Origin of the sequence: Desulfovibrio sp. (assembly GCF_019424165.1) — a bacterium.
Lineage (GTDB): Bacteria > Desulfobacterota > Desulfovibrionia > Desulfovibrionales > Desulfovibrionaceae > Desulfovibrio.
Genome location: NZ_JAHZAA010000019.1, coordinates 22,773 through 45,298, shown reverse-complemented (window position 1 = coordinate 45,298; position 22,526 = coordinate 22,773). Strand labels below are relative to the sequence as shown.

General features: G+C 58.7%; 23 protein-coding genes and 1 tRNA gene. 6 read left to right on the top strand and 18 right to left on the bottom strand.

Going from position 1 to position 22,526, the window contains the following annotated elements; all coding sequences use genetic code 11:
• From rplV to rpsJ, 7 genes are all read right to left on the bottom strand, one after another.
• The coding region (gene rplV / locus QZ377_RS08095; RefSeq protein WP_291440654.1) for a 50S ribosomal protein L22 at positions 1-325 on the bottom strand (325 nt) is incomplete at its 3' end.
• A 9-nt stretch (positions 326-334) separates the two neighbouring features.
• Positions 335-619: a 30S ribosomal protein S19 gene (rpsS, locus tag QZ377_RS08090; protein WP_012624298.1), complete on the bottom strand. Its 285-nt coding sequence runs from the start codon at positions 617-619 to the stop codon at positions 335-337.
• 9 nt (positions 620-628) lie between these two features.
• On the bottom strand, positions 629-1,477 hold the full coding sequence (rplB, locus tag QZ377_RS08085) for a 50S ribosomal protein L2 (protein ID WP_291440653.1): 849 nt from the start codon (positions 1,475-1,477) through the stop codon (positions 629-631).
• A gap of 2 nt (positions 1,478-1,479) precedes the next feature.
• Complete coding sequence (rplW, locus tag QZ377_RS08080) at positions 1,480-1,770, bottom strand: 50S ribosomal protein L23 (protein ID WP_012624296.1); 291 nt, start codon at positions 1,768-1,770, stop codon at positions 1,480-1,482.
• A 2-nt stretch (positions 1,771-1,772) separates the two neighbouring features.
• A complete protein-coding gene (rplD, locus tag QZ377_RS08075; protein ID WP_291440652.1) occupies positions 1,773-2,405 on the bottom strand; it encodes a 50S ribosomal protein L4 in 633 nt (210 codons plus the stop codon).
• A gap of 11 nt (positions 2,406-2,416) precedes the next feature.
• On the bottom strand, positions 2,417-3,046 hold the full coding sequence (gene rplC / locus QZ377_RS08070; RefSeq protein ID WP_041723886.1) for a 50S ribosomal protein L3: 630 nt from the start codon (positions 3,044-3,046) through the stop codon (positions 2,417-2,419).
• 12 nt (positions 3,047-3,058) lie between these two features.
• Positions 3,059-3,376 carry a 30S ribosomal protein S10 gene (gene rpsJ / locus QZ377_RS08065; RefSeq protein ID WP_022658146.1) on the bottom strand — a complete coding sequence of 106 codons (318 nt, stop codon included), beginning with the start codon at positions 3,374-3,376 and terminating at the stop codon, positions 3,059-3,061.
• 744 nt (positions 3,377-4,120) lie between these two features.
• Here rpsJ and QZ377_RS08060 point away from each other — a divergent pair.
• A complete protein-coding gene (locus QZ377_RS08060; RefSeq protein WP_291440651.1) occupies positions 4,121-5,482 on the top strand; it encodes a tetratricopeptide repeat protein in 1,362 nt (453 codons plus the stop codon).
• Between the two features lie 195 nt (positions 5,483-5,677).
• Here QZ377_RS08060 and ftsY read toward each other — a convergent pair whose 3' ends face one another.
• From ftsY to queF, 4 genes are all read right to left on the bottom strand, one after another.
• Entirely contained in the window at positions 5,678-7,345 is a 1,668-nt protein-coding gene (gene ftsY / locus QZ377_RS08055) for a signal recognition particle-docking protein FtsY (RefSeq protein ID WP_291440650.1), read from the bottom strand.
• Between the two features lie 215 nt (positions 7,346-7,560).
• Positions 7,561-8,646 carry a hypothetical protein gene (locus tag QZ377_RS08050; protein WP_291440649.1) on the bottom strand — a complete coding sequence of 362 codons (1,086 nt, stop codon included), beginning with the start codon at positions 8,644-8,646 and terminating at the stop codon, positions 7,561-7,563.
• Positions 8,647-8,667: 21 nt separating this feature from the next.
• Positions 8,668-10,458, bottom strand: coding sequence for a lipid II flippase MurJ (locus QZ377_RS08045; RefSeq protein WP_291440648.1), 1,791 nt, complete (start codon positions 10,456-10,458; stop codon positions 8,668-8,670).
• A gap of 84 nt (positions 10,459-10,542) precedes the next feature.
• Positions 10,543-11,046: a preQ(1) synthase gene (gene queF, locus QZ377_RS08040; RefSeq protein ID WP_291440647.1), complete on the bottom strand. Its 504-nt coding sequence runs from the start codon at positions 11,044-11,046 to the stop codon at positions 10,543-10,545.
• A 152-nt stretch (positions 11,047-11,198) separates the two neighbouring features.
• On the opposite strand from queF, the gene QZ377_RS08035 reads away from it, so the two are divergent.
• The gene (locus QZ377_RS08035) at positions 11,199-12,005 is read left to right on the top strand and encodes a MogA/MoaB family molybdenum cofactor biosynthesis protein (RefSeq protein ID WP_291440646.1); all 807 of its coding nucleotides are present in this window, start codon (positions 11,199-11,201) and stop codon (positions 12,003-12,005) included.
• Here QZ377_RS08035 and QZ377_RS08030 read toward each other — a convergent pair.
• Positions 12,002-12,256 (bottom strand): hypothetical protein, encoded by a 255-nt coding sequence (locus QZ377_RS08030; protein WP_291440645.1) that lies wholly within the window; start codon positions 12,254-12,256, stop codon positions 12,002-12,004. The two genes, QZ377_RS08035 and QZ377_RS08030, sit on opposite strands and share 4 nt — an antisense overlap.
• Here QZ377_RS08030 and QZ377_RS08025 point away from each other — a divergent pair.
• From QZ377_RS08025 to QZ377_RS08010, 4 genes are all read left to right on the top strand, one after another.
• Positions 12,152-13,063: a 4-hydroxybenzoate octaprenyltransferase gene (locus QZ377_RS08025; protein WP_365854634.1), complete on the top strand. Its 912-nt coding sequence runs from the start codon at positions 12,152-12,154 to the stop codon at positions 13,061-13,063. The two genes, QZ377_RS08030 and QZ377_RS08025, sit on opposite strands and share 105 nt — an antisense overlap.
• 26 nt (positions 13,064-13,089) lie before the next feature.
• A complete protein-coding gene (yjgA, locus tag QZ377_RS08020; RefSeq protein ID WP_291440643.1) occupies positions 13,090-13,734 on the top strand; it encodes a ribosome biogenesis factor YjgA in 645 nt (214 codons plus the stop codon).
• Positions 13,735-13,805: 71 nt separating this feature from the next.
• Positions 13,806-13,881, top strand: a tRNA-Thr gene (locus tag QZ377_RS08015).
• A 984-nt stretch (positions 13,882-14,865) separates the two neighbouring features.
• Entirely contained in the window at positions 14,866-17,295 is a 2,430-nt protein-coding gene (locus QZ377_RS08010) for a CehA/McbA family metallohydrolase (protein ID WP_291440642.1), read from the top strand.
• Between the two features lie 301 nt (positions 17,296-17,596).
• Here the strand turns inward: QZ377_RS08010 and QZ377_RS08005 are convergent, their stop codons facing one another.
• From QZ377_RS08005 to QZ377_RS07980, 6 genes are all read right to left on the bottom strand, one after another.
• Entirely contained in the window at positions 17,597-18,421 is an 825-nt protein-coding gene (locus QZ377_RS08005; RefSeq protein ID WP_291440641.1) for a DUF4198 domain-containing protein, read from the bottom strand.
• Between the two features lie 68 nt (positions 18,422-18,489).
• Positions 18,490-18,807 (bottom strand): hypothetical protein, encoded by a 318-nt coding sequence (locus tag QZ377_RS08000; protein ID WP_291440640.1) that lies wholly within the window; start codon positions 18,805-18,807, stop codon positions 18,490-18,492.
• A gap of 18 nt (positions 18,808-18,825) precedes the next feature.
• Complete coding sequence (gene feoB, locus QZ377_RS07995; protein ID WP_291440639.1) at positions 18,826-21,315, bottom strand: ferrous iron transport protein B; 2,490 nt, start codon at positions 21,313-21,315, stop codon at positions 18,826-18,828.
• Entirely contained in the window at positions 21,281-21,502 is a 222-nt protein-coding gene (locus QZ377_RS07990) for a ferrous iron transport protein A (RefSeq protein ID WP_291440638.1), read from the bottom strand. Before QZ377_RS07990 ends, feoB begins: the two co-directional genes overlap by 35 nt.
• A gap of 14 nt (positions 21,503-21,516) precedes the next feature.
• On the bottom strand, positions 21,517-21,741 hold the full coding sequence (locus QZ377_RS07985) for a FeoA family protein (protein WP_072312208.1): 225 nt from the start codon (positions 21,739-21,741) through the stop codon (positions 21,517-21,519).
• A 470-nt stretch (positions 21,742-22,211) separates the two neighbouring features.
• On the bottom strand, positions 22,212-22,526 hold a 315-nt coding region (locus tag QZ377_RS07980), incomplete at its 5' end, for an EamA family transporter (protein ID WP_291440637.1).

The window sequence follows — 22,526 nt, the reverse complement described above, 5'->3', positions numbered from 1 at the left end:
CTGCGAGTATAACGGTGATGTGGCTCGTGCGCTTGTTGATCTTGGTAGCCCGGCCCTGAGCACGGGGCATAAAGCGCTTCCAGGTGGGACCTTCGTTAACAACGACTTCCTTCACCACCATGGCGTCCACATCAACGCCGCCCAACTGGGAGGCATTCGCCAGCGCGCTCTTGAGCACGCCGTAAAGAACCCCCGCGGGCTTGTTGGGCGTGAAGCGCAGAAGGTTCATAGCCTCCTCCACTCCAAGACCCTGCACGTTCTTGGCCACAAGACGGGTCTTGCGCGGCGAAACGCGCTGGAACTTCGCAATAGCTTTAGATTCCATATCGCTACCCTACTTCCTGCCGGCCTTGGCCTTTTTGTCGGCGGCATGCCCATGGTAGGTACGGGTGGGCGAAAATTCGCCCAGCTTGTGGCCCACCATGTTTTCGGTGACGAACACCGGCACGAACTTCTTGCCATTATGCACCGCAAAGGTCAGTCCCACCATTTCGGGCAGGATGGTCGAGCGGCGCGACCAGGTCTTGAGCACGCGGCGGTCACTGTTGGCCACAGCGGTGTCGACCTTTTTCATCAAATGACCGTCAACAAACGGCCCTTTTTTCAATGATCTCGGCATGAGCTACTCCTACTTCTGGCCGCGGCGTTTAACAATAAGCCTGGAAGAGGCCTTCTTTTTGTCGCGGGTCTTGTACCCCTTGGCAGGCATGCCCCAAGGCGACACAGGATGGCGGCCGCCGGAGCTTCTGCCTTCGCCACCGCCCAGGGGGTGGTCGATGGGGTTCATGGCCACGCCACGGACCTTGGGACGGCGGCCGAGCCAGCGGTTGCGGCCTGCCTTGCCCAGCCTGATGCTTTCGTGGTGCACGTTGCCCACCTGGCCCACAGTGGCCACGCAGGTAACCAGCACCTTGCGCACTTCGCCCGAGGGCAGACGCAGGAGAGCATACTTGCCTTCCTTGGCTACCAGCTGGGCGTAGGTTCCGGCGGCGCGGCAGAGCTGGCCGCCCTTACCGGGGTACAGCTCGATGTTGTGGATGACCGTACCCACAGGAATGCGCTGCATGGGCAGGGCATTGCCGGGCATGATGTCGGCCACTTCGCCGTTGCGATCGTTGACGCCGCTCATGACCACATCGCCCTGCTTCAGGCCCACGGGGGCCAGAATGTAGCGCTTTTCGCCGTCAGTGTAATGCAGAAGAGCAATACGGGCAGTACGGTTGGGATCGTACTCGATGTGCGCCACGCGGGCTTCAATGCCGGTCTTGTCGCGTTTGAAGTCAATAATCCGGTACAGACGCTTGACGCCACCGCCACGACGGCGGCTGGTGATGCGGCCCAGGTTGTTACGGCCGGCCTTTTTGGTCAGACCGACGGTGAGGGACTTCTCGGGGCGCGTCCGGGTGATTTCCTCAAAATCGGAAACCGTCTGGAAACGACGCCCAGCGGAAGTCGGTTTCAGCTTGCGGACAGCCATGCTTATACTCCCTCGAAGAACTCGATTTTATCGCCCTGGCGCAGCGTCACATACGCTTTTTTCCAGCCGGGCTTGCGGCCGACAACGCGGCCCTGGCGCTCCCTGTTCAGGGGCGCGCGGCGAACCACGTTAACCGCTTCCACTTTAACATCAAAAGCCTTTTCCACGGCCTGCTTGATTTCAAGCTTGTTGGCCTGGGTGTGAACCATAAAGGCCACCTGCTGCGCTTCGTCTTTGAGCATGGTCGTCTTTTCGGTCAGCAGGGGCTTGAGCAGAACAGAAGTGATTTCCATAACTAAGCTCCCTTCTTCTCGAAGCGCGCCTGCACAGACTCCACAGCGCCTTCCAGCAGCACAAGCTGCTTGTGCTTCAGGATTTCAAGCACGCTCAGGCGGTCCACCGTGATCAGGGTGAGGCCGGGGATATTGCGAACCGAACGGGTCAGTTCCGCGTTTTCCTCGGGCGCCACAATGAGGGCCTTGGTAAGACCCAGGGTGTCGGCCACCTTGGCAAAATGTTTGGTTTTGGCTTCGGGCAGCACAATGCCCTTGACCACCATCAGGCTTTCAGCGGCCAGACGGCTCGAAAGGGCCATCTTGAGGGCCAGGCTGCGCACCTTGCTGTTCACCTTGAAGGTGTAGTCGCGCGGGCTGGGGCCGAAGGTGATGGCGCCGCCGCGCCAGATGGGCGAGCGGTTGGAACCGGCGCGAGCGCGACCGGTACCCTTCTGCTTCCAGGGCTTGGCGCCGCCGCCGGAAACAAAGGCGCGGGTTTTGACATTGTGCGTCCCGGCGCGTTTGGCCGCCATCTGCGCGCGTGCCACGAGGTTGAGGATTTCGGGCCTCACCTCGATTTCGAACACGTCGGAAGCCAGCGTAACTTCACCGCTTTCCTGCTTGTTCTGGTCAAATACTTTCACGGTAGCCATTGCTGCTTCCTCTACTGCTTGCGGATCAGCACCAGCCCGTTCTTGGGGCCGGGCACGGAACCTTTGACCAGAATGACGTTGTCTTCAGGACGCACGTCAACGATGGTCAGGCCCATTTCCGTAACGGTTTCATTGCCCCAGTGACCGGCCATTTTCCGGCCCTTGAACACGCGACCGGGAAAAGTGTTGTTACCGATGGAGCCGTTGTTGCGGTGCACCTTTTCGCAGCCGTGCGAATCCTTGGAACCGGCGAAGTTCCAGCGGCGCATGCGCCCCTGGTAGCCCTTACCAACGCTCTTGCCAGTCACCTTGACGGTGTCGCCGGCAGCGAACATTTCAACGGTAAGTTCCTGTCCCAGTTCCTGCTCAGGAGCAGCCGTAAGACGGATTTCGCGCAGATGGCGGAAGAGGCCCTTGCCAGCCTTGGCAAAGTGACCCTGCATGGCCTTGCTCACATGCTTTTCCTTAGCGTTGGTCATCGCGATCTGCACGGCGTTATAGCCGTCGGAATCCGCGGTCTTGACCTGGGTGACGGGGCAAGGCCCTGCCTCAATCACCGTGACGGGTACGGCTGCGCCGTTACCGTCAAATATGCGGGTCATACCGAGTTTGCGACCCAAAATTCCCATTTTCTCAGCCATGACTGCCTCTCGCTAGAGCTTGATTTCCACGTCCACACCGGCGGGCAAGGAAAGCTTGCCTAGCGCGTCGACGGTCTGCTGCGTGGGTTCCAGAATATCCATAAGGCGCTTGTGGATACGCATCTCAAACTGTTCACGGGACTTTTTGTCCACGTGCACGGAACGCTGGACGGTGTACTTGTGAATGTTGGTGGGCAGAGGGATTGGCCCTGCCACTCCAGCACCCGTATTGCGCGCCGTATCCACGATTTCCGCAACGGCTTTATCCAGTATGCGGTAATCGTAGGCTTTGAGCTTGATCCGAATGCGATCGCTGCTAACTGTCGTCATTGTGCCTACTCCGTTTGCAAAAACATCCCACCTGCCGACCACCGGCAGTGCAGGCTTCTTCACAGCTTACGCGGGGCCATGAAGTATGGCCCGAAGGCCGACCTCACCCTGGAAGGGACGGAACGGAGCAACGTAAGGGGCTGCGCTAATGCGCGCATCATGCCTGATAATCAGGAAATTCGGAAGATTTTGGACGCCTGAACGCGCCTGCATCATCCGCATGATGCTCCCCGGCGTCGCCCAGGCCAGGCCACCAAGAAAAGGTGGCAAGGCGGTCCCGCAGGGTCACCAAATGAGGGGTATACCCCTCTACCTTACAGCCCCGGGTCACGCGCGCCTCCGGGGCAGCGGTGGGATCCGTCTCTGGGCTGGAACGGCTCGACATTGTCCGGCATTTGGTAACGCCTGCACATGTCAAATCCTGTGCGGTCGCGATTGACCGCGCCAGGTACAGCAGAGCAGGCTCAACCTGCCCTTCCCTGCCGTCCAGGGAAATACCCATAGAAGACACCTGTCCTCATGGGCAAGCGTTGTTCTAGCTAACACACGGCGTGGCGTCAAGGCTTTTTGCCATTTTTTTTGTTTTTGTCTCTGCCGCGCGCGCTTGACAACACACTAAAAAACTACGTATGAGCCAACACAATTTCGCCATGCTGTGGCTTGCCTCAGAGACGAAAAATATTTTCCCTGTTTCCACGGCCGGTTCCGGCCGTTTTATTCTTTTGAATTCCCAAAGGAGATGTCATGGCATCCGACCCGGCCCTGAAAGCCCGGCAGACATCCTATCAGGACACTGTCATCAACTATATAAGCAAAGAAAACGGGCACGTCATCGTCCTTACAGATGACCAGGCCTTCAGCACACAACTGCGCCTCACCCTGGCGAAAGAGCTGGGGCTTTCCGCCCCCGGCCAGTTCACCGCCCTTACTGATCCCCGCCACTTGCCCGGCGAGTTGCGCAACCTTCTGCAACGGCACCCTGCCCCCTTGCTTTTTCTTGAGCGCAGCGTTGGCGGGCAGGACCTGAGCTTTCTTGTGGGTCAGATCAAGCAGACCTATCGCGCCCTCAAGATCATCATCCTCACCAATGAAGTGCAGCGTGACAGACTTATGCTGCTGCACGAGGTTGGCGCGGACAATTTCATTGCCAAGCCTGTTTCAATGAACACGCTTATTGAAAAAATGGCCTTTACCATCAAGCCTCAAGGCAAGCTTGGGCAGGCTATTGATCTGGCCAAAGGCCTGCTTGAACGCAAGGAATATACGCAGGCCCTGACCGCCAGCCGCAAGATTCTTGAAATCAAGCCCGGCAGCGCCGCAGCCTATCTTGTCATGGGCGATGCCCACCGGGGCCTTGCAGAATACGACCTTGCCAGAGAAGCCTATGAGGCAGCCGCTGCCGCTGCCGACCTGTACCTGGCCCCACTGCAGCGCCTGGCAGAAATGTACGAACACCTGGGCGACAGGGAAAACCAGTTGCGCTACTTGCAAAAGCTCGACCACATTTCGCCGCTCAACGTTAACCGCAAGGTCAGCCTGGGTGAGGTGCATCTGGCTCTGGGCAATGCGGAACAGGCGGAAAACTTTTTTGACAAGGCGCTTGTGCAGATGAACCGTGAGGCAGTGGAGGGGCTTAGCGCGCTCTCCGGCCGCATAGCCGGGGTGTATGCGGAACGCGATCCGCTCAAGGCCGAAAAATTCCTGCGCAACAGCCTTGATGTTAAAGGAAAATATCTTTCCAAAAGTGACCTTGCGCTGTTTAACCAGCTTGGCATCAGCCTTCGCAAGCAGGGCCGCTGGCAGGACGCCATTACGGAATACAAGCGGGCCGTCAGAATTGCGCCCGAAGATGCCAACCTTTACTACAATATGGGTATGGCCTTTGCCGAAGGACAGGATTTTCTGCAGGCCAAGGCCAACCTGCTCAAGGCGCTGGATATGGCCCCGGACCTGTACCGGGCCAGTGTAGCCATTGCCTACAATTACGGCGCTGTTTTTCTTCAGTCACGCGAAAAGCAGCGTGCGGCCCAGTTCTTTCAGGCGGCCCTTGATATGGAGCCTGGGCATGCGGGTGCGCGGCGCGGCATTGAGCGCTGCATGATGTAATGGCAGCACAAAAACCGTTCTGCGGCAGCGCTCTCTTGCACTGCCGCCCGTGCTTCCAGCCCCCGGAACCACAAGAAGCGGCCCGTCCAACGGGCCGCTTCTGCAATCATAGCGAGAGTTCTTACGCGCCCGCCAGCAAAGCATTTGTACGTCATCCGCGTATGCGCCTCAGCCCCATGCGCGGATTCACGCTGCTTACTCTTTTTGCCCGAGCAGGGCGCGGGCGTAGTCTTCACCGTTGAAGGGGCGCAGGTCTTCCATCTTTTCGCCCAGCCCCACAAACGTGATAGGCAAATGATGCTGCATGGCTACCGCGATGGCAACGCCCCCCTTGGCCGTGCCGTCCAGCTTGGTCAGAATAAGCTCGTCCACCCCGGCCGCCTCTTTGAACAGTTTTGTCTGTGACAGGGCGTTCTGCCCCGTGGTGGCGTCAATGACCAGAATGCTGCGATGGGGGGCGCCGGGATGCTTTTTACCCAGCACCTGGCGAATCTTGGTCAGCTCTTCCATAAGATTGACCTTGGTCTGCAGGCGGCCCGCAGTGTCCACAAAAAGAATATCCACCCCTTCCTTGACGGCGCGGTCCATAGCCTCATAGGCCACAGACGCAGGATCAGCCCCGGCGGACTTGGCATGAAAAAGCGCTCCCACACGCTCGGCCCACACCTGAAGCTGTTCTATGGCAGCGGCGCGGAAGGTATCGGCGGCGGCAATCATGACCGTTTTGCCCTGCATGCGGGCGCGGTGGGCCAGCTTTGCGATGGTGGTGGTTTTGCCCACGCCGTTGACGCCGATCATCAGCACCACTTCAGGCGGGTTGACTGCGGCAATGCGGCGAGGCGCGCGGAATATCTCTTCCACTTCAGCCATGAGCAAGGCGCGCATGCCGGAGGCTTCGGTAACTTTCTCCTTGCGGGCGCGCTCCTTGAGGCGCTCCACAAGCTCCATGGACGGCTCATAGCCCAGGTCGGCCATGATGAAAAGTTCTTCAAGCTCTTCCCAGAACGCGTCATCAAGTTCTCCGTGTCCGGAAAAAAGCGTGTCCAGTCCGCGTGCGAACTGCTCACGCGTGCGGGCCAGCCCTTCGGTAATCTTGATGAAAAGACGGCTGCGCTCGTCTTCTTCGTCTTCCAGATCAAGGGCAAGGGCAAGGCGGTACTGCAATTCCGAACGGAATTCGTCCACCTGCCGGTAGTCCATACGCTGCGTCCAGTCGCGGAAGTCGTCCACAAAGGCCTGTGCCTCATGGGACGGGGCCTCCAGAGCGCCAAGCAGAAAAGAAAGACGTTGCCACAAAAGATCGCCGGTTTCGCTCACGTCTTCCAGCACAATGCCCAGCCAGACAGAAAGCCGCGGCTCGGCCTCGCGCAGGCGCAGGGTCATCGCCTGATCGCCAGGAGCACCGGAGACGGCGGAAACGGCAACGTCAGCAACAGCAACAGCAGACGGCTCAACCTCGTGAGTCGGAGCCGCTGAAGACGCCCCCACAGGCCGGTCAGTTTCGGGCGCCGCTTTCATATCCGCCACGCTTTCTTCAGCGGGCAAGGGCTGTGCCGCTACCGCGTTTTCCGGCTCGGCAGGCTCCGGTGTGCCGTCAGTCTGCGCAGATGCTTCCCGCACAGGCTCTTCGGGGGACTCGGGGGATTCTTCAGGGGCATGATCCCGGCTGCCGGGCTGCGCCAAACCGGATTCCGGCCCGGTCTGCTCCGGGGTAGTCTGCGCCGCTTCTGACGGTGCTGCCGACTGCTCGGGGGCAACGACTTCGTCAGGAGTCCGCTCCCCTGTCAGCTCCAGTTTTTCCTGTTCCTGCCCTTCTGTGGTTCCGGTGCTGAAAATCTTTTTTATGGCTGAAAAAAATCCCATTCCTTCTCCTTCTTGACTCGTACCGCAAAACAAAAACCGGTGCAGGCCCGAAACCCCGGCTTCATGGCCGCCAAATGCTATGGGCGCACGGTGCAAACCTTCAACAAAACGCACGTTACCCCTGCCGCGTCACAACGCAGCAACAGGCCCTCAAAAATTTTCCTGCGCAATCGGGCAAAAGAGGCTTTTGCCAAACCGTGTCTCTTTGAAATTGCTTATCGCAGGCTGTCCAGCACTTCATCAAGAGCCAGAACGCATTCTTCCACAGCCAGCGTTGCGCGTAGCCCGTCAGGCCCGTGCAGGGCTGTCTGCATGTTCTTGGCCGCGCCGGCCAGCCGCTCTGCACCAAGACAGGGAGCCGCCTTTTCCAGCAGATAACCCAGGCGGCACAGCGAAGTGCTGTCGCCCGTTTCATAAAGGCGGCTCATGAGGCCCGGCGCATGGGCAAAACAATGGCGGAACAGCCCGGCGGTAACCTGCCATACATGATCATGCCTGCGCATAAAGGCCAGACCGAGCACCGGGCTGACAATCTCGCCCGCAGCATTGGGCAGCAGGCCTTCAAGGCCTTCGTCATTTCCGTTTTCGGGCGTGGGCCTGTCTGTATCACAGGGGCAGGCTCCAGCCCGTCCCGCTGTACCGGACAATACGCGCTGCGACCCGGCAAACACAGCATCGGCTTGCGCCGTTTCCGCTTCGGCGGACACAGGAGGCACGGGGGACATATCCGCCACATGCACGGTCTCTGCCCCGCGGCCCCGGCGCAACCTGAATACCACGGCCAGGGCCGCTGTCCAGAGTATGCTGCTCAGGGCAAAACGCCACAGTTCCCGCCGCGCGGCAAGGGCTGTTTCCTCCTGGCTCACGCGCGGGGCAACGTAAACCTGCACCGTACCCACTGGGCGGCCTTCCACCCGTAGAGGGCTCAGCCCCGCCACGGCATCTTCGGCCATTTCGTCATCCCAGGGTACAGGCTCCCACTGATAATTGCGCCGTTGTCCTTCAAGCATGCCCTGCGGCGTCTGTACCTTGACAGCATAAATGCGCTCATCTTCCATAGCGGCCATGACGATGGTGCGGGCCGCCAGTTCGTCCACATCCCATGCCGGAACGGCCAGCAGGGCAGAAAGCTGCACCGCGGTATTGCGGGCCTGCACGGCAAGACGTTCACGCGCCGCCTCACTGTCTTCGCGCATGGCCCATAACGAGCACAACGCGAGCAGCAGCAGGCCCGAAGCCCATATGGCCAGAGCCGCGCGTCCGGGCGTGATCCGTAGATTCAGCGAAAAATTTTTTTTCATGCGGGCAATCCTTGCGCTTCCTCAGGCACTGCCATCAACTATAGGACCACGCGGCTTCTTGCGCAAGCGCCCGGCAAGAAGAAGCATATCCGGATCACGCAGAATCAGCAGCACCAGCGCCCATACGGCAACCCCACCGGCAATGCCCGCCAGCAGGGACGGCCACACCCCCCACGGCGCGCACAGGCGCAACAGGGCATTGGCCGCAAGGCCGGTCAGCCCCCCGGCAAGCACGTGTCGTCCCACGACCGGCGGAGCGGGCAGCCAGAGCGGCAGGCCGGGCCAAAAGCCCTTACGCCCGGCGGATAGGCAAACGCCGTCTTCCGGCAGCGTTTTGCCAAGCAGGCGCAACAGCAGAACACATTGTAGCCAAAGACCGCAGCTCACCGCCAGAGCCGGGGCCAGCACCGAATACTCCGGCCCGAGCATACGTGTCAGCGCCAGTCCGGCGACCAGGGTTCCCCCAACGGTCCAGAGGGCGCTCATGGCTGTGTGGCGCACAAGCCCCAGGGCGTTGCAGGCCGCCAGCAACGAGCGGTTGCAGGCAAAAGCGGGCAGCCCCGGCACGTAGGCCAGCAGGGCCAGGCCGGTTTCCAGCGAAGCCTGACGGTCAAAGGCCCCGTGGCCCAGCAGACCTTCCACCAGTTGCGGCCCCAAGGCCGCCAAGCCTGCGGCTGCGGGCAGGCTGAGCATAAGGGTCAGGCGCAGGGCCGTCGAAAGATGCTGTCCGAACCGGCTGAAATCTCCCTCAGCAGCCAGACGGCTCAAAGCAGGCAGACTGGCCATCCCCAGACAGACGCCCACAAGCCCCAATGGCAGTTCCAGCAGGCGCTCGGCATAATACAGCGCCGCCACCTGCCCCTGTCCCAGGCCGGAGGCCAGCGCCATGGCCGCCAGCATGGCAAGCTGCGGAGCCGCAGCCCCAAGCACACCGCCGGGCAGAAGCCGCAAACAGCGCCAGGCGGCCCTGTTGACCGCCCGTGTGTTTTCCGCGCCTGTGCCAAGGGCATGCACCTGCCCAAGCGCATGTTCTGGCGGGCTCTGCGGCGCTTTCATGAAGCTTCCGGGCAAAAGCCGCCGCACGGCCAGCCACTGGGCCAGCCACTGCGCAATCCCCCCGCACAGCATGCCTGCGGCAAGGGCAGGGGCAGGAGGGAAAAAACCCAGGGCCGCAGCCCCCGCAGCCAGCAGCATAACCATGTTGAACAGGGCTGGAGAAAGCGCCGGAAGCCAGAATATGCCCATGCTGTGCAGCAGGGCCATACCCAGCGCCGCCATGCCCGCCGCAAGCACGTAGGGCAGGCAGAGGCGTAAAAGAAAAACCGTGCGCTCCAGTTCAGCACCGCTGAAGCCCGGGGCCAGCGCCTTTGCAAGCCAGGGCGCTGCCGCAAGGCCCACCAGGGTAAACAGGACCAGCACAAGGCCGAGCCGCAATGAGAGCGCGCGGGCCAAAAGCCCCATGGCTGTATTTTTTTCCCCGGTTGGCCCATCCGATCCATACGGTCCATACGGTCCATCCGGACCACCCGCCCCATTCGGGACGCGGCCCCCGCCAAGCCGCAAACGTACAAGACTGGCTGTCAGTGTCATTGACAGGGAGCCTTCGCCAAGCAGCCGCCGCAACACATGCGGCAGGCGCATGGCCGCCACCAGCGCATCCGCTGCGGCACCGCCGCCCAAAAGCCAGGCCATGCCCATATCGCGAGCAAGGCCGAGCAGGCGCGAAAAAAGAGCAAAGCCGCCCAAAAGGGCCGCAGTGCGGGCAAGGCCACCTGACGGGGCCGCGTTTTGCTGCCGGCAGTTTTTGCTCATGGCTATCAGGAATGGGCCGGGCTTTCCGGCGCAAATCCGGGCAAATCCGCGCCGTCCGAACAAGATCAGGCGGCGCGGTTGCGCTTACGGCCGGTGCGGGTCCGGTTCAGACTTCCAGGAACGAACGGTTTCACGCACAAGAGCGCTCTGCTCTTCGGGCATGCCGTCCTTGAAGGCCTCGGCAAAAACATGAATACGCGTACCGCCGCGCGGCGCGAACAGGCCCTTGACCCGGCACCAGCAGGGGTTGAGCAGCGTCTGCAAATCTTCCAGCACATTGTTGGTAATGGTTTCCATAAAAGACTGATGATTGCGAAAAGCAAACATATACAGTTTGAAACTTTTGGATTCCACACACAGTTCGTCCGGAATGTATTCAACGGTTATGGTCCCGCAGTCGGGCTGACCGGTCACCGGGCAGAGCGATGTAAATTCGGGAAAGCTGATGCTGATTACATAGGGCCGTTGCGGAAAACAGTTGGGAAAAGCCTCCAGCAGGGCTACGCTGGGGCCTCCTTCGGGGGAGGTGAGGCGGCCTGTGCCGAGAACCTTGAGGTCCTGGGTCTGATCCTGGCTGCGAGTGGTCATAACTGAAACTCCTTGAAAAATATGCTCCGCGCCCGGCCGGACCGGGCAGACGCGGGCGCGTATTGGACTTGTAACCCATCGCGCTTGCGGCTACAATATTCTATTATTTTCACAAATCCGACACCCGCCAGCGATTTTTCCGGAGCATGTTTATGAACATTCTGCTGCATGTGCGCGCCTGCCAAAAGGGCCAGTGTCTGCCGCTCCTGCCGGAGGGCATGCCTCTTGAAAAACATTTTCCGTGGCACGGCCTTATGACTCCAGAGCAATGGGCTCTGCCCGCATTGCCTGTGGGCACAACCTTTTGCGGAGCCTGCGGCACCCCCCTGCTCAAGGTGACCGGCCGCATGTGGCTGCCCGCCCCTGACACGCGCAACGGCGCTGTCAGCCATGCGGCTCACTGCCTTCTGCTGACGGCCCTTACCGACCTGCCCGAAGGACCGCTGGAGATGACCGCCCGCAAAAAGGGCTACAGTCTCGCCTGGGTCACCCTTTCAGACAAAGGCTCGCGCGGCATGCGTGAGGATATGAGCGGCCCGGCCATTGCCGGTGCTGTCGCTGCCGCCATGCCCCTGTGCCACAGCCAGGGTTTTATGCTGCCGGACGAAGCGGCCCCGCTGCGCGCCCTGCTGACGGAACTTGCCCTGAGCCAGGGCTATGATCTCATTTGCACCACGGGCGGCACGGGCCTTTCCCCCCGGGACATCACGCCCCAGGTTACAGAGGCTCTGCTGGATATCAGCCTGCCCGGCTTCAGCCAGGCCATGCTTGCGGCCAGTCTGGCAAAAACGCCGCACGCCGTTATATCACGGGCCGCCGCCGGCGTGCTTGGGCAAAGCATTATCATAAACCTGCCGGGCAGCCGCAAGGCCGTTATGGAAAACCTGGCAGCCGTGCTGCCTGCCCTGCCCCACGCTCTTGCCAAGCTTCAGGGCGACCCCGCCGACTGCGGCGGCTAGGCCGGTTTTGCCCTAAAGCCGCCTTGAGGCAGCACCGCATTCCCGCCACCGGAAACGGCGCGTTGCCGGGGTATAAGCGACACGGCGTAACGGACATCGGCAAAAATATTTTTCGTACGGATCAGGATCAGTTGTAAGGAGAAAAAATGCGTTTCCAAAATCCTCTTGGCCGGATAAGCCCGCACCTGGGGCGTCTGTCCTCCCCTTTCGGCAAATTTTCGGATATCTGCCGGATGATCAAGATCGAACACTCGATTTTTGCCCTGCCGTACGCCTGGGCCGGGGCTTTTCTGGCCGCGCGGGGAATGCCCCCGGCGTGGAGCCTGGTATTTCTGACCATCGCCATGGTGGCGGCCCGGTCTTTTGCAATGGCGTTCAACCGCATTGTGGACCTGCCTTTTGACAGCGATAATCCGCGCACCCAGAACCGGCCCCTTGTTACCGGGGTCATCTCCACCAGACAGACATGGGCGTTCTGCGGGCTTATGGCCGTCATTTTTGTCATTGCCTGTGCCTGCCTCAATCAGGTCTGCCTGTGGCTTTCTGTTCCTGCGCTCGTTTTTTCGGCTATTTACAGTGTGCTCAAGCGCTTCACCCCCCTGTGCCATTTCTGGCTGGGGGCTACCCTCGGCCTTGCCCCGCTGGCCGGATGGCTTTCCGTCGATCCCGGCAGCCTGGGCATGGCCCCCATACTGCTGTTTTTTGCCGTTACCTTTTGGGTGGCGGCCTTTGACGTGTATTATGCCTTTCAGGATCTGGACTTTGACGCGGCTTTCGGGCTGCACTCCATACCGGCCACCTTTGGCGCAGAAACCGCACTTGTTCTGGCGGCCTTTTCGCATGCCATGACATCCATATTTCTGCTGCTGTCAGGCTTTGCAGCCGGTTTAAGCTGGCCCTGGTATGTGGTCTGGCTGGGCATTACCATCATGCTTTTTGTGGAGCACAGGCTCATGCGCCCGCAAGACCTGCGCCACGTAAACACGGCCTTTTTCACCCTTAACGGCATCATTTCTCCTGTGGTGCTGGCCGGGGTGATTCTTGGCATTTACCTTTAAAAAATACAATTGCCCCAGGATGTTGCATGCCTCGTAAAAAACAGTATCAATGGCAGGCCCAGGACGACGGCCAGGGACAGGACTTCGAGCAGCCCAGCCGTTCGGCCAAAAAGCGCGAAAGCCACGCTCTCCAGGCCCTGGGTGAAGAACTTGCCCGCCTTGCGCCGCAGGAAGTGCAGGATCTGAACCTGTCTGCGGACCTTACGGAAGCCCTGGCCCTGTACGCCCGCATACGCAATCATGAAGGCCGCCGCCGCCAGATGCAGTTCATTGGCCGTCTCATACGCGAAATGGATGATGTAGACCCTCTGCGTGACGCCCTGGAACGCCGCAAGGCTGGCTCCATGGCGGCCACCGCAGCCCTGCACCGGGCAGAACAGTGGCGCGATCGCCTGCTCTCCGCCCCGGCAGACGAGCTTGATCAGTTGCTGGATGCCCTGCCCCGGCCCCAGGCTGAAAACCCGGCAGACCCAGACAGCGCTCAACCTGCCCCCGCAGGGCAAAACCCGCGCAAAGGACAAGCCACAGGCGAGGACTTGCGCAGCCTGGTGCTCAAAGCCCGCAAGGAAATGGCCGATGGCAGCGCACCGCATGCGCGGCGGGCCGTTTTTCGCGCGGTACACAAGCTGCTGGTTGCATCCGGCGCGGGCAACAGTGAGCAATCTGCATAAAAATGTAAAAATCCTGCACAAAATGCTTGACCATAAAGCAGGTATGCGCTAAAAGCATTTTTCGTTACAACGCCCTTGTAGCTCAGTCGGTAGAGCGCATCCTTGGTAAGGATGAGGTCTCCGGTTCAATCCCGGACAAGGGCTCCATGAAATCAAAGGTTACTGTTTCGGCAGTAACCTTTTTTCTTTTGCACATCTGAGCCTGTGCGCACTGCCACTCTGGGGCAGCCGCTTCACAACCGCCGCCTTTGGGTACTATCCACATGCTGTCAGCGCCCAAACGCACCTGTCGCTCCCTGCTGCTCAGAGAGCCTGGCTGCCTTCCGCCCCCTCGCAGATTACCACCTGCGTCAATACAGCCCGTATACTGACAGGCCGCCTGCGTTGCCATGCGGCATCCGTTGCACCAACCCACCCGCGCAATAAAGTTCCCAGCAGGCTCGCCGCCAGACCAATAAAAACAGCGAGCACGTACCCGTACGGCACGGGTTTTATTGTAACGTGGTTATCACAGTGCGCACGTTGCGCAGCAGGTCCCGCATCCGCAGGATATGACCCGTGCGATTGGCAGTTCGGCCTTTACATATGAAATTCTTTATTCAATAACTTTTAGCGCTTCAAAAATTTTTATTGAAAAATCCTGAAGATATACTAGGCTCTAACAAGTCAGAATACGGCCTTTTATAGAGGCGTAGCGGGAAACTGCTGGAACTTCTGCCTACAGGAGAGATGCTTTGTGAGCTGTTGGAGCCTTTGCGCCTGACGCCCACACAGCAGACGGCACATACCTGGCCTTGCGATTTTTTTCACTGCCCGCGCAGCCTCGCTGCCGCATTGCGCAGGAAAACATGTCGCGACAGGTACTGTAACATGAGATTGTACATCTTTTTTGTTGGCTGCCGCCTGCCTCCTTCTTCCTGTTTTCAATCATGCCGCCCCCGGGCGGTAGCGATTGCCTCCAGAAAATTCGCTCACGTTCTTCCGGCCGGTTCCGGTGTTGCTGCGAAAGCACAATTTTATGTGCGCATCTGCCTTGCGGCTTTGGCCGTACACACGGCAAAGCGCGGTTGCGCACACGTTTTATCAGCCCAGAACACACTACCGGGCTGCATTTTTACTACAGGAGAGAACATGAAGCGTAGAGAATTTCTTATCGGCACAGCGGGGCTCATCGCCGTTACAACATTGCCCACTGTCTGTTTTGCCGGAACATCGCCCGCCTTTCCCCTGGGCGTTGTCAAAGGCCCTACCCCCATCGACCAGGGCATGGCCATTCACGAAAAAGATTTCACCATCTATAACGGCAAAATCGCGGTCTCTTTTGCTGTCGGCTCCAACAACTACTGGAATATGACCAGCGGCAGCATCCTTGACGTTGCCGTCATGAACGACGGCAAGTTCGGCACAGACCTGGTCAATGACATCGAGTTTCTTAACGACCTCTGGTCTGCCACCGGTTCGTACAATGATGAAGACCTGCTGCATGTTCCCCATCAGGACATCCTGTGCAGGCAGGACAAAGACAAGATCGTCGTTACGGTAAACAGCCGCTACTGGACAAAGGGACACACCCTGCCCCTCAATGTCACCATTGAGTACACGCTTGAGGCGGACAAAAACTACATCGGCCTGAAAACCACGGTACACAACCCCGCCGGCAACGAAGCCTATGAAAACATGTACAGCGGGTACTCCCTGAGCACCCTTGCCGCCAGCATGTACGGCCCCTTTGGCTACTACCCGGACCTCAAGGCCACCGGCATAGCTATCGGCGCCGACAAAGACGTGCAGGAGCGCTTCGGCGACTTTATCGTCACCTACGGCAAGGATTATGCCGTTGCCGTGCAGGTGGACGGCGCAAACGCCTACAAGGGTTCCAGCGGTTACAAAGACCTGTATGTGCTGCGCACCATTGAACCGGGCCAAACCTACGAATATACCGGCGAAATCATCGTTGTGGACAAGGGCGAAACCGCCCCCATACTTGAGCGCTATAAAGAAAAAGACCCCTCGCTTCCCTTTGCCCTCGTGCAGGGCCAGGTCAAGGACAGCAGTGGTAAACCGGTTCCCGGAGCCTTTGTTATCATCAGCAAGGAAGGCGCATACAAGGAAACCGTCAAGTCGCACGGCGCCGATGCGGTAAAAAAAGACATTCTGCAACCCCTTGTATGGAAAATGACTGATGCGAAGGGCAACTTTTCCATGCGGCTCCCCCAAGGGAACTATAGTGCACATGTCGAGGCCAAGGGCTATACCCCTTCGGGCAGCCAGTTGATGGCGCTTACGGCCGACCAGAAGGTGCAGTTTACCGTAAAGGATGGCGCCAAGGCCGTCTTTAAGGTCGTGAACGAAAAGGGCGAGCCCATCCATGCCAAGATGAAGGTTGACGGCACGACCTCTACGGTGAAAACCCTCGGCGGAACAGTCTTTTTCTCCGATCCCAAAACCTGCGAAATCCGCGCGGATATCCCTGCTCCGGAAAATGAGCTGACGTTTACCATCACCCACAGCAGCGACTTTGAAAGCCTGCCCGCAGTGGTCAAAAAAACCGTCACGCCCAAAGAAATGCTCAAAAAAACCATCACCATTCCCACTGCCATCCAGACTGCCAGCAGAAAATGGTACAGTGCGGACATCCATCAGCATTCCGACATCGGCGACGGCGCAACCCCCATCAAGGAGCTGCACAAGGGCCAGCTCGCTGCCGGACTCGTCTGCCTTGCCGTGTCTGACCACGACTCTGTGGGCAACAATGCCGAAATGGAAAAACTTGCAAAATCAACCGGAAACCCCTTCCTTTCCAGCCTTGAAGTTTCTCCCGGCTGGGGGCATTGGGGCATTCTCGGGGTGGACTACAAGCAAAAGCCCATCTCGCCCAACCTTACTCCCGCGGAAATCATCAGGGCCGGACACGCCATGGGCGCGCTGGTGGTCATGAACCATCCGTACACCGACTACGGCTTTCTCCATAACAGGGATGGCGTCAAGGACGGCTATGCGCCCGGCAGCGACGACTTTGACCTGCTTGAAATCCAGTCCACCATTGATCTGACCGACCCTAAAAATATGGACAAGCGCGCGCTTGATGCCGCCATGGACTACTGGAACAAGGGAAAAAAGATTTACCTCAGTTCCGGTTCGGACCAGCACGATGTGACGTCCATTCTCTACCCTGGCATTATCAGAACCTACGCATACGTTGACGGCAAGGTAAGCACCAAGTCCTACATGGCGGCCCTGAAGGCCGGCAACAGCTATGTTACCATGGGGCCTGTCATTACGCCTGCCGCCGACAGCATGTTCGGCTCCACCCGAAGCGTAAAGCCCGGAGAGGCCGTTACGCTCCGCACAGAGCTACAGGCCGTGCACGGCCTGAAAAGTATTGAAGTATACAGCGAAGGCAAGCCTGTAAGCAAAAAAGAATTCAATGATACCAAGGATGCCGTCGCCTACACCTTTGAGGCTACGCCCGAAAAAGACACCTGGTACAACTTTGTGGTGATGGACGGCAAAGGCCGTTACGCCGTCACCAATCCTGTATGGGTTGAAGTAAAAAAATAGACCACGGCAAATCCGTTTTAAACAACGCCCACGCAACCTGAACACTGCGTGGGCGTTTTCTTGTGGCCTGCGCCGCAAAAAACGAAAAATGCCCGGCAAACCGGGCATTTTTCACACACACTACGGCATTTATTCCATAACTGAACAGGCCATCAAAGCACTATGCTTTTCAAAGCTTCATGCAGCGAAAATGCACATTCTGTCTGCATAACGCCGTATTAAGACGATACCCGCGCGGCACAGGCCGCGCAGATGCAAAGCAGCCAACCGCCATGGCGATCAGCCGCTTTGCCCGTCAAAACTACTTCATATCTACAGCCTTGACCCAGATAACGGCGTCCTGGGAAAGTTCCTTGCCCTGGTGTTCCTTGTCCGGGCCTACGCCAAGAGCGGCAAAGCCCCACCAGCCGGCCTTGGGAATGCCGAAGGTCAGGTAGCCCTGATCATCGGTGAAGATGGTCTGGGTAACAAAAGCGTCATGCGGATACTTGACGGTGCCCTTCTTGGTCATGGCATTGGCCTTGAGGTCGGGCATGTGGTTCATGTACTCCACTTCCACTTCGGCGTTAGGCACGGGCTTGCCGTTGGAAAGCACGCGCGCCTTGAACACGTTGCCGGTCCATACGCCGTAAGGCTTGATCAGGGGTACGATTTCGCAAGGCAGGCCCAGCGCGGAATTCCAGTTGCCGGGGATGCCGCCCACGTTGACCACCAGCTTGGTGATCTGCTGCATGTAAACGTCTTCTTCTTTCTCAAGATAGTAGCCGGGGACCATCACAAACGTGTAGTCACCCATGGAACGCATGTCCTTGCGGGGAATCAGGGCAGAAAAAGCCGGGCCGGAGGACTCGGGGTTTTTCCAGGTAATGGGCTTCAGCGAGCTCATGAAGTCGATTTTTTTCGGCTCATTTTCGCCACGCTGATACATGGCATAAAACTCCTTCACTCCGCCCATATCCATGGTATGCCCGGCTTCGGCCGGATGGGTGAAGACAATGCGGACGTCCATGTCGCTGGGTTCGCTCTTGGCCACTTCCGGCGTGTACATGACCATGAAGTGCGCCTGGGCAGGCACGGCCATCAGGGCCAAAAGCCCGGCGAAGATCAGGGTTTTGATGCTTTTCATGAAACCTCCATTAGAATTTGAATTTCAAAGTCTTCCACTTTTCACAAAAAAGGTCGCAGCGCGGCCCGCTACTGAACGATCTTGGAACCGTCCACTTCCACCTTATGGCCGTCGCCGGCGTCAAAGACGACCTTGTAGGCGCCTTCGGGCTTTTTAAAGTTATACTCGCTGTCCTTGTTCATCTTGCCTTCAAACAGGGTGTTGCCGCCGCCGTCCACCACCAGCATTTTCACGCCGGAGGCAGAAGAGCCGTCAGAAAAGCCGCCTTCGCAGGTAATGGTGCCGTCGCCGTTGTCAAAGCAGCTGCACAGGGGGCTGTGCGCCATGGCGGCGGTAGCGAAGAGCATGGTCAGACCGAGCACTGCGGCCAGAAAGAGATTTTTCATCAGATCCTCCTTAAGATGTTATGCCGTAACCGGCTTTTTAGCGTCCATTTTTTTTCTGCTGTCAGGTTCGGGTATCATCCCCATAACAATGGTAAGCGCCACGCACAGGCCGTAGAATATCCACATGGCCTGCCAGCCCGAAAGCCCCAGCGCCGTGCCGCCGGTGAACACAAGAACGGCCACCGCCAGCCCCAGGCAGGTTTGATAGATGATGGAAAAAAGCATCCAGCCCGTGGAATTGGATTGCAGCCGCACCATGACGGACGTGGGTACGCAGGGCGGATACAGGGCCATGAACAGCATGAGCGCAAGGGCATGCAACGGGGTAAATCCGGTAGCGTCTTCACGCATGCTGTCCTGCACAGGCGCATCACCATCAAGCCCGTAAATGGCCCCGAGGGTGGCGGCGCTGTTTTCTTTGGCCGCAAAGGCCGAAAGCAGGGCAATATTGATCTTCCAGTTAAAACCGGCGTACTGCGTCACAGGCTCCAGAGCCTTGCCCGCGATACCAAGGGCGCTGTGCTCAAAGGTTTCTTCCCGCAGTTCGCGGCGCAACTGCTTACGCGCGCTGACAAGTTTGCGCAACGCCGGGCGCAGAGCTTTGCCGTCCGCCCCCACAGCGCGCACGATGGTGAAGTAGATCGGGCTTTTTTCCTGAAAAACCGCATCAATCTTGTTTGAAGCTTCCTGATCCGTCACGCTGCGCTTGGCATCCTTGAGGTCTTCTTCAAAAAGCAGCAGGGGTGTTACGTCATCCAGGGTAAACTGTCCGGCCAGCGAGGTCTTGTCCACGGCCTTGACAAAATCGCTCATGGCTTTTGTGGACTTTTTCTCGTACACGGCCATGCGCTCTTCCCCAAGCCCGGGAAAGTTGATCAGCGCAAAAATGACCACGGCCACAGCCAGCACCACGGTGAAGATCTTGCGAATGAAAATCCACACCCGCTCGATGGCGCGCGCGAGCACTCCCCTGATGGTGGGCAGATGATAGGGCGGCATCTCCATAATAAAGGGCGCGCTGGGCTTTCCCCGCAACAGGGTAAGCGAAAGGGCCTTGGACACGGGAAGGGCCATAAACAGGGTAATGGTAGCGATAAAGAACATGGCCATACCGCTGTTGGCGGCAAAATAGGCGCTGATCAGTATGAGATACAGCGGAACCTTGGCCAGGCAGTTCATCATGGGTGCGATAAGAATGGTCGCCAGGCGGGCTTTTTCGTCCGGAATGGCCCTGGTCGCCATAACCGCGGGGATGGCGCAGCCGCCCACATATACGCCGCCGAGAATAAGCGGCAGCGTGGACTGGCCGTGCAGCCCGAAACGGCGAAAGGCGCGGTCAAGAATAAAGGCCATGCGCGGCATGTACCCGCTGTCTTCAAGAATGGCGATAAGGGCAAAAAGCAGAAAGAATATGGGCAGATAATTAAGGATGGCCGTAACACTGCGCATAACCCACACGCCAAGGGAACGCAAAAGAGGATCTTCCAGAAAGCCGGACGCGGGCAAAAGTCCCGCCAGGGTGTTCTGGGCATTGTCCCACAGGGGCCAGATCATGGCCGCCACATCTCCGCCAAAAACAATGGATACCTGGTACAGGATGAGCAGAATGGCAAGCAGAATGACCGGGCCGAAAAACCTGTGGCAGACAAACCTGTCAGCCTTGTCGGAAAGGCTTGTGGTTCCCTGTGCGGGCAGGGTCACATGCCGCGAAGCCAGCGCTGCGGCCGTGCGATGGCGGGCAAAAGCCACATGCCTTTCGGCATTGACGCCCTGCGCGGCAAAGCTCTCGCGCATGGCGACCACCCTGGCCGGAATGTCGGCAGCCGCTGCGCAGCGCTTTCGCACCAGGGCAATGGCGGCTTCGTCATTTTCCATAAGTTTCACAGCCAGCCAGCGCAGAGGCAAGCCGGCCAGGGCTTCCTCATTGGCAAGTAGGGCCGCAAGGTCGGCCAGATATGGTTCCATGGGGCCATAGTCCACGGCAAACGCGGATCTCGGCCCGCTTTCCCCTGCGGTGGTCAGAGCTGCGCGCAATGCCTGCACGCCACTGCTCTTTTTGCCCACCGTGGGTACGACGGCAATACCAAGCTCGCCCGCCAGTCCGTCCACGTCAACCTTGATAGAGCGCCGTTCGGCCACATCCATCATGTTGAGTGCCAGAACAAGCGGAGTTTCCATTTCCAGCAGTTGCAGGGTCAGATAAAGATGGCGCTTGAGATTGGCCGCGTCAGCCACATTGATGGTGACCTGGGGCGAAGCTTCAAGGATAAAGTCGCGCGCCACTTTTTCTTCCAGCGAATAGGAAGTCAGGCTGTAGGTTCCCGGCAGGTCCACAAGCTCCACCTTGCGGCCGCCGAGGTCAAAATAACCTGTCTTTTTCTCAACGGTAACACCGGGGTAGTTGGCCACGTGCTGGCGCGCCCCGGTAAGCATGTTGAACAGTGTGGACTTGCCGCTAACAGAGGAGAACTCATTAGCCGTCAACCTCCACAAGATCAGCTTCGTCATGACGCAGACTGACGTGGTAACCGTCCAGTTCAATTTCCACAGGGTCCACAAGCGGCGCGTTGCGTACAACGCGCACACGTGCACCGGGGTAAAAACCCAGGTCCATCAGCCGTTGGCCTAGGGCGCCGGTGGCGCTGATATCTTTCACGCTGCCGGTATCGCCCGGAACCATCTTGCTGAGAGTCATCAAATGCTCCTTGATTACGCAACAATAACCGATGCGGCCAGTTCGCGTTCTACGGCCACCCGTGCCTCGCCCACGGCCACAAGAATAGGACCGCCATTATCGGCCAGCACGTCCAGCTCCACACCAGGCAAAACGCCGATGGATTCAAGACGCTGCAATTCGGCCTCTGCCGCATTGACGGCAAGAACAAAGACTGTCTGGCCCGTGCCGACCGTCTGGAGTGTTTTCGAGTGCGACATAGTGCAATATCCGGGATTTAGTGAAATCAAAAATGAATTTCGTTTTAAATACCTCTCTCTCAGCTATACGTCAACATGGAAAAAAATATTCTCAAAAAACAGACAAAAAACCTGAAACCCATATTTGACCCAACTGTATCGAAAATATCAGTTTATCTATTACACCCAATTCCCGTACCTGCCACCAGCGCATCGCCCGGAGGACAGACAGAATCCCTGCCGTCCTGATGCCAGTAGCGCATGGGCCGGCAAGCCCCGCCCAAAAAACAGACCGGAAGAGATCGCGCCGGGCGCAATCCCTTCCGGTATCGTGACCATAAAAAAGGTTCCGGGGAGCCTTCACGGGAGGCTCACACGCCGCGCAGGGTCACAGCCTGACGTTCGCACAGGCCGCCCTGCCCGTTCCCGTAAAATGGATACCCGCCAACTGCCGGACGTTGTATCTGGCGAACCGCAGGCATACCTGCCGCTTATGTGGATTTTTTTTCTTTTCCCTTACGGCGCGGGTGCAGGTTGCTTATAAGCACCCCCGCCACCACAAACGCGCCGCCCACCAGCCCCAGAAAAGGCAGCCGCTCTCCGGCCATGCGACCGAAAATGGCCGCCCATACCGGTTCACCCGCGTAAATCAGGGTAGCCCTTGTGGGCGAAATGCTTTTCTGCGCCCAGTTCATGACCAGCTGAATCAGGGCCGTGGCAAGTCCCAGCCCTCCGGCGCTGCACACCAGCAGCCAGGAAAACTCCGGTACGGACTCTCCTGCCAGCGGCATCAGGCTGAAACTGAG